The organism is Neobacillus sp. KR4-4 (genome assembly GCF_042136325.1).
Taxonomy (GTDB): domain Bacteria; phylum Bacillota; class Bacilli; order Bacillales; family Cytobacillaceae; genus Neobacillus.
Window position 1 is genome coordinate 188,239 of sequence record NZ_JBHHJU010000007.1, and the last position, 12,798, is coordinate 201,036.

General features: G+C 33.6%; 12 protein-coding genes and 1 rRNA gene. 3 read left to right on the top strand and 10 right to left on the bottom strand.

What is annotated here, in order from left to right; all coding sequences use genetic code 11:
* Positions 1-94: 94 nt before the first annotated feature.
* Both ACE198_RS09990 and ACE198_RS09995 read left to right on the top strand, forming a co-directional pair.
* Positions 95-1,510, top strand: a complete 1,416-nt coding sequence (locus ACE198_RS09990; RefSeq protein ID WP_375375437.1) for a capsular polysaccharide export protein, LipB/KpsS family — start codon at positions 95-97, stop codon at positions 1,508-1,510.
* Positions 1,511-1,543: 33 nt separating this feature from the next.
* Positions 1,544-3,250, top strand: a complete 1,707-nt coding sequence (locus ACE198_RS09995; RefSeq protein ID WP_375375438.1) for a CDP-glycerol glycerophosphotransferase family protein — start codon at positions 1,544-1,546, stop codon at positions 3,248-3,250.
* Between the two features lie 80 nt (positions 3,251-3,330).
* Here the strand turns inward: ACE198_RS09995 and pseI are convergent, their stop codons facing one another.
* The 10 genes from pseI to ACE198_RS10045 all read right to left on the bottom strand — a co-directional run bounded on the left by pseI (position 3,331) and on the right by ACE198_RS10045 (position 12,265).
* Entirely contained in the window at positions 3,331-4,386 is a 1,056-nt protein-coding gene (pseI, locus tag ACE198_RS10000; protein ID WP_375375439.1) for a pseudaminic acid synthase, read from the bottom strand.
* 19 nt (positions 4,387-4,405) lie between these two features.
* The gene (locus ACE198_RS10005; protein ID WP_375375440.1) at positions 4,406-5,344 is read right to left on the bottom strand and encodes an ATP-grasp domain-containing protein; all 939 of its coding nucleotides are present in this window, start codon (positions 5,342-5,344) and stop codon (positions 4,406-4,408) included.
* Positions 5,344-6,075 carry a metallophosphoesterase family protein gene (locus ACE198_RS10010; protein ID WP_375375441.1) on the bottom strand — a complete coding sequence of 244 codons (732 nt, stop codon included), beginning with the start codon at positions 6,073-6,075 and terminating at the stop codon, positions 5,344-5,346. The genes ACE198_RS10005 and ACE198_RS10010 overlap by 1 nt, the downstream gene beginning before the upstream one ends.
* On the bottom strand, positions 6,072-6,752 hold the full coding sequence (locus ACE198_RS10015; protein ID WP_375375442.1) for an SDR family NAD(P)-dependent oxidoreductase: 681 nt from the start codon (positions 6,750-6,752) through the stop codon (positions 6,072-6,074). The genes ACE198_RS10010 and ACE198_RS10015 overlap by 4 nt, the downstream gene beginning before the upstream one ends.
* Positions 6,753-6,768: 16 nt before the next feature.
* The gene (pseG, locus tag ACE198_RS10020) at positions 6,769-7,854 is read right to left on the bottom strand and encodes a UDP-2,4-diacetamido-2,4,6-trideoxy-beta-L-altropyranose hydrolase (RefSeq protein ID WP_375375443.1); all 1,086 of its coding nucleotides are present in this window, start codon (positions 7,852-7,854) and stop codon (positions 6,769-6,771) included.
* 4 nt (positions 7,855-7,858) lie between these two features.
* Positions 7,859-8,599 carry a cytidylyltransferase domain-containing protein gene (locus ACE198_RS10025; RefSeq protein ID WP_375375444.1) on the bottom strand — a complete coding sequence of 247 codons (741 nt, stop codon included), beginning with the start codon at positions 8,597-8,599 and terminating at the stop codon, positions 7,859-7,861.
* A 15-nt stretch (positions 8,600-8,614) separates the two neighbouring features.
* Positions 8,615-9,772: a UDP-4-amino-4,6-dideoxy-N-acetyl-beta-L-altrosamine transaminase gene (gene pseC, locus ACE198_RS10030; protein ID WP_375375455.1), complete on the bottom strand. Its 1,158-nt coding sequence runs from the start codon at positions 9,770-9,772 to the stop codon at positions 8,615-8,617.
* 17 nt (positions 9,773-9,789) lie between these two features.
* On the bottom strand, positions 9,790-10,773 hold the full coding sequence (gene pseB, locus ACE198_RS10035; protein WP_375375445.1) for a UDP-N-acetylglucosamine 4,6-dehydratase (inverting): 984 nt from the start codon (positions 10,771-10,773) through the stop codon (positions 9,790-9,792).
* Between the two features lie 140 nt (positions 10,774-10,913).
* Positions 10,914-11,882 carry a CgeB family protein gene (locus tag ACE198_RS10040; RefSeq protein ID WP_375375446.1) on the bottom strand — a complete coding sequence of 323 codons (969 nt, stop codon included), beginning with the start codon at positions 11,880-11,882 and terminating at the stop codon, positions 10,914-10,916.
* A gap of 86 nt (positions 11,883-11,968) precedes the next feature.
* Entirely contained in the window at positions 11,969-12,265 is a 297-nt protein-coding gene (locus ACE198_RS10045; protein ID WP_375375447.1) for a hypothetical protein, read from the bottom strand.
* Positions 12,266-12,709: 444 nt separating this feature from the next.
* On the opposite strand from ACE198_RS10045, the gene ACE198_RS10050 reads away from it, so the two are divergent.
* Positions 12,710-12,798, top strand: a 16S ribosomal RNA gene (locus tag ACE198_RS10050); the annotation flags it as partial.

The following is a 12,798-nucleotide window of genomic DNA, read 5'->3' on the forward strand; positions in this document are numbered from 1 at the left end:
TAACTGCCTGTCCAAAAATAGGCTATAAAATTAGTTGATTTTAGTAAACGAAAAAGATGAAAATTTCATAGAATATTTAATGGGGGGAGTTGACTTGAGTTTTTTTCAACAACATTATTGGTCTTTGTATCTTGATTTTATAGAGGAATTCAAAGAAGTAGAATATAAGGGTATATTAATCCCTTTGCTTTGTGATTTTTCTGGTTTGTTAAAAGATAATGGCAAATTGGTTCAGAAAATGCAGAATTCATCCTTTAAGGATCATCTAAAGAATAAGATTTACTCTGATACGCAAATTCAACCGCTATTTGATAAGTATATTCAAAAAGGAACAAACCAAAATCCTGTAAATCAAAGCTCTGGAAAGATTCTTCTTTATGAGTATGTTTTACGCTTTCCTGATAATATACTTAAGAAATATTTTGACCCATCGCGGACGGTAATTTTAAGAAAACAAAAAAACATGGGGGGAAATAAAGTAATTCCTACCATTTATTTAGAACAATATAAAAAAGATGTATCAGAACCAGTAAAAAAATATCAGGAACAGATAAAGGATATTATTTTATCTCCTAAAAGTAATCAAATCTTTAGAAAAAATAATAATCTTATAGAGAAATTTATGGAATGCCTTCCTGAACTATTGGAGAATTTGGCAGCTATAAACCGTTTTTTTGAGGAAGTTCCGATTTCTTGTATTATTGTAGGGACAACAGAGGATCCTATAAGCCGAAGTATTGTGGCGGTGGCCAATTCCAAAGGAATTCCAAGTATTTGTATGCAGCATGGGTTAATTATGAAGGAGGAGGGCTATTTACCTGTTTTTTCTACCATACAGGCTGTTTATGGAGAATATGAAAAAGCATGGTATATAAACAATGGAGTATTAGAGGAACGAATTGAAATCGTTGGTCATCCTCGTTTCGATGAACTCTTCTCAAAAAAGCAAATGACTAGTTTACTAAAAAAAGACCGAAGAGTAAAGTACGGGAAAAAAAGGATACTAATCGCAACTCAACCTAATAATCTCCTTGAATGGGAGAAATTAATAAAACATCTTGTTATGGATCAGACTAACGAAATAATCATTAAACCCCATCCATTGGAGTTATGGAACAAGGATTATAGATATTACAAAATGCTTAGTTCCAAGTATAGTTCTGTAAAAATAATTTTAAATCCAATCCTACATTTATACGATATTCTTCCCAATGTGGATGTTGTGGTGGTAAACTCATCAACTGTTGGATTAGAAGCAATGCTATTTGGAAAACCTATTACCGTTTTTAAACATGGCATAAACACTAACTATTTTGATAAATTGGATGACTTTGTTCAATCTGAGCCGAGAAAAATTGCAGATAACATTAATAATGTTTTATCTAATGAATCTTTCAAAAATTATTATGAAACGAAACGTAAGGAGTTTTTATCTTTTGCATACACTCAAAATTTATCGGGTAATTGTTTAACAGAGTTAATTAATAAGCTAACTACAGGAATTAGATAATTATACAAAATATTAATAAAATGGAGTGATTGTTTGAATACATTTTTTAAACATTTTTGGTCCGTATTTATCGATTTTATTAATGATTTTCAAGAAATAAACTATAAGAACATTCCTCTACCGTTATTATCTACACTGCAAACTTATATAGATGATGAGATAAAATCACTAATGAAAGTAGATTCATTTGGCGATAAATTAAGGAATAAAATTCAGAAGGAGAATCAAATTCAACCACACTTTGATGTGTTCTTATGTAAAATTCAAAATAACCATTCAAATTTAACGAAAACTGGTAATATTCTAATTCACGATGGAGACCTACTACGTTTTCCACGTGAATATTTATCTACTTTCGATAAGAATAAAACTGACTTCCTGTTTTCACCAAAAATGAAAAATAAAAATTCGTATAGTACGTATATTCAAAACTTGGAAGAATTAGGAAAGGTTCATCTTTTAGATCATTATCGTGAGGATGTAATAGGGTTAACTAATAAATTTATAAAAAAAACGCAGTCTTTATTTTCTCAATATCATGAACATCCCGTTTATAGTAATAAGAATTTTCAAAATAAATTTATAGAAGATATTCCGGTAATGATCGATTTATTAGCAGCTTATGACAACTTCTTTAATCAGGTCAATATAGCGTGTGTTATTGTAGGAAATACAAGTGGTATGTTTAGTCGAATTCTTGCGTTGGTTGCTAATTCCAGAGGCATCCCAAGTATATGTACCCAGCACGGCATTATAGCGAACGAAATGGGTTATATGCCTGCTTTTGCCTCAAAATATGCTGTATTTGGCCCTTATGAAAAGGAATGGTACCAAAAACAAGGAGTTTCAGAGAATTCTCTAGAAATTACAGGTCATCCTCGATTTGATCAAATCTTTACAAAGAAACACATGTCTAAAAACGAGTTTATTCAGAATCTCCAAATAAGCTCAGAAAAAAAACTTATTTTTATTGCCACAAATATGGTCCGTGATATTAATACGTGGTTATCCTTCATTACACGACTAACAAAAAACCCTTTAATAAACATCATCATTAAACCTCATCCTTCTGAAATAAAACGGTTTGGAACGGATGAATATAAAAAAATTAGTTCAATGTATGATTCAATTAAGCTTGTTCCGCCTACAATGGATTTGTATGATATTATTTCTAATGTTGATATCGTAGTTCAAGAATATACAACCGTAGGCTTAGAAGCGATGATATTTAGTAAGCCAGTATTTTGTTTACGCAAAGAAGACTATTACGATGGAAATGACCGATATTATTATGAGAAATTGGCAAAATTTACACATTATGATCCTATAAAACTTACAAAAATGATTGGTTATTTTTTAGAAAATAGTAATATTCAAAAAGAATGGACCATAATAAAAGATGAATTCCTTTCCAATGCCTATCCACAAAAAATTGCGGGTAAGAAATTTCAAGAGTTTTTATTTACTTTGACTGGAATTAAAGTTTATTCAACAGCTGATGAAATCGTGGACGGAATGCTAGTTAAAGGAAAAAGTGATCCAATTTATTTAATTGTTGGTGGGGAAAAATGTCACATATTCTCGAAAAACGAATTTAAAAAGCTAGGTTTTAATTCAAAGGATATCAGAGTATTTTATGATAACACTCTTGATAAAATACCAGATGGTCCCACTATTAACTCAGAGAATGTATTGACATTTATTCCACTCAGAAACGAGAATAGCAAGAATGGTATTTAAATAGGTCCTAGATTTAGGAAAAGAACTCCTTCGATTTAACTGTTCCAACAGTTAAATTGAAGGAGTCCTATAAATGCAATTTATTCCTTTAATATATTCCAATCGGCAGGAGTACCTGCCTTTATTTCTTTACATACCTTTTTACCTAATAACTGTTCGTAATATTTTGGAGCTAACCCATAACTTGGTCTAATGACACTTAAATTTTCTTTTGTCAAAACGTCTCCGATTTTTAAGTCTTTTGTAATATAAATGGATCTTCTAAATTTCAGTGATTTCATTTCTTGTTCAGTCGGTCCGTAAGTTACGTGACCCAAAGCCTGCCATGCCCTTGTTGCATCCATAACCAAAGCTTGCATTTCAGAAGGCTCCATAGAAAAGGCTGAGTCTACGCCCCCGTCAGCACGAGAGGTTGTAAAATGTTTTTCTATAACAGTGGCTCCAAGGGCCACGCTGGCTACAGACACGCCAATTCCCATCGTATGGTCAGATAAACCAACTTGGCAGTTAAATAATTCCCTCATATGAGGAATCGTTGATATATTGGTATTTTCGGGGGTAGCCGGGTAAGTACTTGTGCACTTTAAAAGAATGATATCTTTACATCCAGCATTTCTTGCTGTACGAACGGTTTCATCTAATTCGGCTAGCGTAGCCATACCTGTTGATATAATCATCGGCTTCCCTGTAGCAGCAACCTTCTTTATGAGTGGAATATGATTATTTTCGAAAGAAGCTATTTTGTACATAGGTGTATTTAATTCTTCGAGGAAGTCAACGGCAGTTTCATCAAAAGGTGTGCTAAAGGGAATGAGTCCTAATTCCCGGCATCTTTCAAAAATCGGTTTATGCCACTCCCACGGAGTATGGGCTTGTTGGTATAGTTTATAGAGATTATTTCCATGCCATAAACTATCCTTATCTTCTATTTTAAAATCTTTATTACTCATATTTAACGTCATTGTATCTGCGGTATATGTTTGAATTTTTAATGCGTGAACCCCTGATTTTGCAGCAGCTTCTACAATTCCCAATGCCCGTTCTAGCGATTGATTGTGATTCCCTGACATTTCCGCAATAATAAAAGGAGGATGATTTGGTCCAATCATCCGGCTTAGAATTTTAATTTCCTTCATGATAATTCCATTCTTCCTTTCAATAAATAATTTCTGTATCGGCTCTAAAGATCTTTTTTCCTAAATATTCTTCATTCACAACCATCTCGTCTTTCTCTCCAAATAAATCAAGTATGGCCCATTTCACATCTTCAAACCCTAATTTATGTCTGAAAACTACGGTACTTGAAAACCTTGGATTGATTTCGAAAATAACAGGTCCTTTTTCAGTAACTCTTAATTGAATATTGATACTTCCGTGAAATTTAATGTCTTCAGCCATTTTTAGTAATAAATTCTCTATTTCGGCATTTTTTACTACTTCCGCATAGCCGGTTCTTCCACCGGCTAATACTCTTTTAAAAATTATGGTTCTCGTTTCTCCACTTTTCGTCCTAAATACGCCACAGGTATACTCCTCACTATCTGGTAAGAGTAACTCTTGAAATATATATTCTGGATAATTTTTTTTGAAATATTCTAAATTCCCCTTATGAACAATATTGATCGATTTACTGCCAGATCCATCTCTACTTTTTACAATACACGGCAACTCAAGCGGAGAACTGTTAGAAACTTCCGCAACCCATGGAAAAGGGTAACTATTATCCTGTAGGTATAATGATGTTTTTAATTTATCAAAGCCTAAGTTCATAATTTCAAAACTAGGAATTAATAGTGGAACACCATTTATATCCGTTATTTTATTCCTGCTAAAAAATCTTAGCTCCGGCTCAGAACTAGGAATTATTAATTGGAATTTAAATTCATTGATCATTGCTGCAATAGACTCAAGATAATTTTCATCCTTAACCTTTGGAATTTTCTTGAAACCATCATAAAAATAACCTACTGGAAACTGGTCATTAATATCGCAGCCATAAATTTTTTCAATCCAAGAAAGGTCTCTAATAATTCTAGCTATGCCAAGACCTATATCACCCGCACAACCTGTAATAAGAACTGAATTTAAATGCATCAGTCTCCCACTTTCTTCAAATAGATATCTTGCCTGTTTCTTAGAATTGCATTTTTCAGATACTCTTTGTTATGTGTGTAGTTATCAATATCATTAAGAATTGAGCTTACATTATAGGGGGTTTTTATGGGGGTATATATTCGATTGCCAGTGTTTAATACGCCCCAATTAGCCAACCCTCCTATATCTCTGCTTAGCCCTACAGAACCTGCATTTATTAATAATTTGTTATTTGAAGAGTAGATAAATTGGTAATGTGAATGCCCGATAAATACAAAATCAGAATCACCATCTAGAAGCTGGTTTAGATGTTCTTCAGAAGCGTCAGGATATATATATTCATCAGGACATAGAGGAGAGCCATGGCATAATTTTATTTTTAATGTTTCAAAACAAACCTCCTGCTCATCTGGTAGATTAACCAACCAATTTAATTCGTCAGCATCCAATTTCTCTAAAGCTTTTTGATGGCCTGGTCCATATTTTTCTGTAACTTCATAAAGATTTAGTTCTCCATGCATTACTTTTTCTAAAAGACGTTCATGGTTCCCTCTAATAAAAGTACAAGAGAGTTCTTTTAGTTTTCTTATTACTAAATCAGGTTCATGAAAATATCCGATTAAATCGCCTAATACTAAAAAATGATCAACTCCAAGTTTGTTAGCGTAGTTTAATACAGTTTCTAATGAATAATAATTTCCGTGAATATCTGAAATCACTCCTATTTTCATGTTAAAAACTCCTCAACAATGCCCAGTGCCACTTGATCAGGAGATTTTAATTCACCTTTTAAATAAAAATCACGAAAATCATTTACGAAAGGAAAATCTTTTGGATTACTATTCCTTATTGATTCCTGCATCTCAGTATCCATAACCCCCGGGTCAATATGGTGTACATCAATGTTAGTGGATTCCTCTTTTAAGCTATTTAAAAAAGTCTTAATGCCCTTTTTGGTTGAAGAGTATAGGCTCCAACCCTGAATTGGTTTTTCCGCAGCACCAGAAGTGATATTTAATATCTTTAAAGGTGTTTCTCTTTTTTTAAATGAAATGATGCTATTAATAAAATAAATGACAGATGTCAAATTAATATTAATATGTTTTTGAATGTCCTCGAAATCTCCAAGAGAACCTACTTTTCGAATAGGTTCTATCGTACCTGCATTATTGATAAAGATAATTTCATCAAAGTTTGTCAGATCGAGTTCTTTTAGGTTAATAGAGGGTTTATACCCAAAATCGCAAAACATAATTTTGAAATTTTCATTTAACCTGGACAAAGCTAATTGGTTATCGGTAAAATTTCTACCTACTCCAATTACATAATGATTTTTTAGTTTTGTGATATTTGAAAATAAAGAAGAACCTAAGCCTTTGGAAATTCCAGTTATGAAGATTATTTTCAACAGAATCACATTCCTTTTACTGTTTACTTAAAATATCATTTATCAGATAATCTTTATCGTTAGAAGAAATTACAGACTTACAGTTAATGGACATTTTCTGAATTTCAGATGGATTATGAATCAATCTTAAAAGTTGTTTTTCTATTTCATTTTGTGAAAGGTTTTTATGGTGCCCTAAGTGGTAAATACAGCCGGTTTTTTGTACTTCTTGTAAGACTGAATCTTGATTTTCTGCAACTGAAATAGTAATGGTTGGAAGTAACATAAAAATTCTTTCCCAAAGATTAATGCCTCCTGCACCTATACACAAATCGCATTCTGAAATAAGTTTTGAGAAATAGTTAATTTGGCAATGGAAATTAAAGTTACGAGTATTATTACAAATCGTTTGTATCTCATCTTTATCTTTATTAGTACTTCCAACCACAACTTCTACTGCGATGTTTTCCAAGTTTATTTCATTTATTAAATTCAAGGTTCTAAGTGTCGCATTAGTAGGATCACTGCCACCAAAAAAAATTAGTATTTTTTGAACCTTGGTCCGCACATTTACTAATATCCTGTTAACATAAAATTCATCTCTAAAAATGGCAAAGTTAGGACCCAAAAAGGTTTTAGTTTCACCAATCAATTTATCTTTATATCTTACATTTAAGTCCATAAAAAAATTTTGATCTATTAGAATGTCACACTTGTGCTTTCTATCCGCTAAATCATCTATTACAATTAATTTATCAACGAATTCATAGATGATGGTTTCCCACTTGAAATCTATTCCATAGTGGTCGATAATTAAATATTTCTGACCTATAAATTGTTGAATAATGTTGATTGACTTAGATACATCATGTTCAAAACTAGACTTAAGCCACTCTGAATAGTTAACAGTAGGATCGATTTTAAAATTTAGTTCTTTTGGAATTTCGAAAAATTGAAAACCTTCATTAACTACCATCTGTTTAAGATTGTCTTTATCATTTTTGCAGATAAAAACAATATTGAATCCATGGATCTTGGCTTTATGAGCAATTGTAAGACATCTGATTAGATGCCCTGTGCCAATTTCTTTAGATGCATCAACTCTAAAAAATAAATTTTTCATATTATTATCCTCTAATTTCCTTTTGTTCAATATGAGAATTTATTAAAACCCATTCCGGTTTTTTTTGTAACAAATGAATGATATCTTCTATTGAGAACCATTCTTTATACTGTCCATAAAGGCATGGAATCAAGCGGGCAATTAGGTCTAAATCTTCTTCTGTATCTACTGTTAAACGAAAAGAACTTAAATTGATCCTATGTTTAACACACCCTATTTTGAATTTGTCAGGATGATGATAAATATATGGTGTCACATGTTCACGATCCTCTGGATTTGTTGCTTCGTTATTCGATTGTTCTAATGCTTTTATTGAGAATACTTCCACATCTAAACCACGAGGATAGGTTTTTTCTATTGTATTGGAAACATAATCGTAATTATTCATGTTCGATAGATATTCAGAGATGGTTTTATCTATAACAATCGGATCAATTAACGGACAATCTGAAGTGAGACGAACCACCACTTCAGCGTTATATTTTTTTGCTGATTCAAAATACCTCAACAATACATCATATTCAGGACCCCGATAGTAATCCACCTTCAGCCTGTCACAGAGATCTATAATGGGCTGTTCCGTTTTCTTTGTTGTTGTTGCAACAACTATTTGTTGAATGAGCTTTGATCTTCTTACTCTTTCGATTTGGTATTCAAGCAAGGGTTTGCTTAAAACTTCTTTCATAACTTTTCCTGGTAATCTTGTAGAGCCCATTCTTGCTTGAATAATAGCTACTACTTTCAAATAATCACCTTCTAATCATTTTGAATAATGGGTGACCACCTTATTGACAGCATTTATGACGTCGAATACGTCTTTTTCTGTCATGGCTGGAAAAAGTGGTAAAGTAATGATTTCTTCATATAATTTTTCAGAAATTGGACAATCCCCGCGGTGATACCCTAAGCCCTGATAATAGGGTAATAGATGAACAGGGATATAGTGCACATTCACTCCAATATTTTCTTGGAGTAAGGCCTCGAATACCTCTTTTCGACTGGCAGTTAATTGCTCTAAATGAAGACGGATGATATATAAATGCCAGCTCGATTCACTATTTTCGTCTTGATGGGGAATCGAAATTTCAGTGATTTTTTTAAATGCCTCATTATACATCGAGACATATTTTTTTCGTAAACCTATAAATTTATCAATCTTTTTTAATTGGCTTGTCCCAAGGGCAGCTTGAATATCAGTCATTCGATAATTAAAGCCAAGAAACTGCATTTCATAATACCATGGGCCATGATTTTCCGTTAATTTATTAGGGTCTCTGGTGATACCGTGAGAACGAAACTGCAGCAACTTCTCATAATAATCTTTATTGTTGGTTGTAATCATTCCGCCTTCCCCTGAAGTGATATGCTTGACCGGATGAAAGCTAAACATGGTCATGTCACTTATAGAACCAATCATTTTTCCCTTGTAGGTGGCACCAAGGGCGTGCGCAGCATCCTCGATCACCACTAGGTTATGTTTCTTAGCGATTTCACCTATTTCATCTAGAAATGCAGGCTGCCCTGTGAAATTTACTGGTATAATGGCTTTTGTGTTCGTTGTAATTCTATTCTCGATTTCCTTTGGGTCGATATTGTACGTTTTTTCACTAATATCAGCAAAAACGGGCTTTCCACCTTGATATAAAACGGAATTTGCACTCGCAGCAAACGTCAAGGGGCTTGTAATCACTTCATCTCCCTCGGTAATCCCAGCTGCGAAGCAGGCACCGTGCAGGGCAGCGGTGCCATTTGAGAAACTAACGGCATATTTTGCTCCGACGTAGTTAGCAACTGCTTGTTCAAAAATGGAAACGAAGGGTCCCGTAGTAAGGTAATCTCCTTTTAACACGTTCACGACAGCCTCAATATCATCATTATCAATCCACTGTCGGCCGTAAGGAAGATAGGAATCCCTCATTGGTTTATGATTCACTGTCAGTCTCCCTCCGTTCCATCACTGGCTAGACTTCTTAACTCTTCCACCGATAGCCATTGAATATTGGTATTACTTACATAACTAAAACCTTCAGGTAATGGTTTTCCTCCGGTTGAGGATTCAATAGTCCACCAGGGGAATTCTGGTTGAATGACATAGTATGTGCCATAGTCTAATGTTCGGCGGGCATCATCTTCCGTAATCATCACTTCATGCAATTTTTCACCGGGGCGAATGCCGATAATCTCTACTTCGCAATCCGGTGCAATCGCAATTGCTAGATCCGTTACTTTCATACTTGGTATTTTCGGGACAAAAATTTCCCCGCCCCTCATTCTTCTTAGATTGTCAATTACAAACTGTACGCCTTGATCCAATGTAATCCAGAAGCGTGTCATCCGTTCATCTGTAATCGGAATTTTCCCACTATCCTTCACTTTTTGGAAAAATGGAACGACGCTGCCACGGCTGCCAACCACATTTCCATAACGAACCACTGCAAAGTGAGTCTTTTTCATTCCAACATAAGAATTTGCCGCAACAAACAATTTATCAGATGCTAATTTTGTTGCACCGTATAGGTTCACTGGACTTGCAGCTTTATCGGTACTTAATGCAATAACTTTTTCAACCCCACTGTTAATTGCTGCCTCAATAATATTTTGAGCACCATGGATATTGGTTTTAATGGCTTCAAACGGATTATACTCGCACACCCCGACATGTTTTAATGCAGCTGCATGGATGACAATATCAACACCGTTAAATGCTTGAACTAATCTATCTTTGTCACGGACATCACCGATAAAAAAGCGGATTCTTGAATCCGTAAACTCCTGAGCCATTTCATATTGTTTTAATTCATCGCGACTGAAGACAATGACTTTCTTTACATCCATCTCCAGAATTTTACTGACAAATTTTCGTCCAAACGATCCAGTACCACCGGTTATCAGGATCGTTTTACCTTTTAATTCATACAAATTTCTCCCTCTTCCTCTGGTAGATTTAACTTATTTTTAAAAATAAGTGTTATAGGTTTTACTTATTAATATTCAAATTTTGATAGTTGCCATTATATTCGCCTGAGTTTGGTCATAATTAAGGAACATTCCCAGTCCCTTTAATTCTCTGAAATTTGTTTAAGCAGTAATTCAACTCGATGAACAAATGTGTGACTTTTCAAAAGCTTTTCTCTTGCATTTTGTCTATAAAAATTTCTAGACTGTTCATCGTCTACAAACTGCTTGATTAAATGAACACATTCATTAAAATCGCCATAGGGAACAATTTCTTGAGAGGTATCAAAATGCTGGCTTAAATCGAGTTTATTTTCTATTAATTGAAATTCTCCGCTAGCGGCAATATCAAATGTTCGATTGTTAATGCTTCTGCTTTCAATCCCAAGGCTATTTTGGTTTTTATTAAAGTTAAAAGGGCGATGAGGGTTTAATACGATTTTAGAGTAGGAAAAGATTTTTCTAACAACTCCTGGTTCCATCCATTGGTTAAGAATCATCAATCTATCTGTTTTTTTATTAAAATATTTTTTCCAATTAGGACCTGCTAATAAGATGGTATGGGATGTTTGGTCTAGTATATGGTTGATTAAGTCTATTCTGTTTGGATAAGGATAACCAACTAGACATAAATCGTATAATGAATCCTGAATTAAAGAGTTCGAAGGATAATAAAGAGAAGGATCTGATCCCAATGGAAGATGATGAATGTTTTTGGCAGGAAACTTTCTTTTGTAAAACTCATATGCCCCCAAATCAATCGTAAATATATAATCGTACTTCTCGATTAGAAGGATGGATTGGTCAATGTAATAGGGATCTTCCGTTAACCACACACCGAGTGCAGCTCCGTTTTTCTTTAGAAGCTGTAATAACTGGTCATCTGTTTTATAACCTACAAAAGTTAATACAAAATCGGGATTGAAGCGTTCAATCCATTCAATTGTTTCATTTGTATATTTTGGAGCAATTTTGTGTATGGAATGGTTCAAGGTTATAAATGCAGCTACTATAGAATCTTCAAAAAAAGGATAGATTCCAGTAAAACCGGAGGAAATAAATAAAACTTTCATTATTAAAAGCCCCTCTTTTCAAACTTCTATAACCTAGGAAAAAATAATATACCTAATTAAAAGGTATATTATTTTTTCCTATAAAATTAACTTGAAGATTCATCTTGAGAGAGTGGTACAGTAAAGTGTTCAATATCAATAATACGGATGACTGTTAATTGGTCATCCATAAATGGTGAAAGCATCCCTTGCTGGATTATTTTGACCAGTCCACTGTCTGCGACTTCTTCCATTGTGCCTTGAATGGTATCACCAGACCTTGTCCTTAATGTAATGAATTGACCTTCATACTTTTTAAGTTCACTACAGAATTGGTCACATTGAGACCCATTGTGATATCCATCAGGAGGTCCATTATGATGTCTATGGTGTTTACGAGGCAAAGTGTTCACTCCTTTTCTTAAAAATTTTAAATGTGATTTCAAAATACTTTATTCGCATAATGTTAAATGTGATTGGGCATGTACCACATGAAATAAAAATTTAGTATTACTAATTCATTTTTGACCTTTTATTATTTGATAAATTTTTTTAGAAAAGCATTGACCAATTAATTAATATCCTGTAATATATAAAAAGTCGTCGGCAAGACGATGAACATTTGTTGAAAAAGTTGTTGACATTAACAGCTTGAATTGTTATATTGATAGAGTCGCTTTTGGGTGATTGTGAAAAAAATAATTAATGCAAAATGAAGGTATTCGATTTTGCAGCCTTGTTCTTTGAAAACTAAACAAACAAAATCGTGCAAACAAATAATATTAATCGTGTTTTTTCTATTAATATAGTAAGAACACGAGCCAACGTAACAAATGAGCTAATCAACTTTCTTGGAGAGTTTGATCCTGGCTCAGGACGAACGCTGGCGGCGTGCCTAATACATGCAAGTCGAGCGAGACTCTTCGGAGTCTAGCGG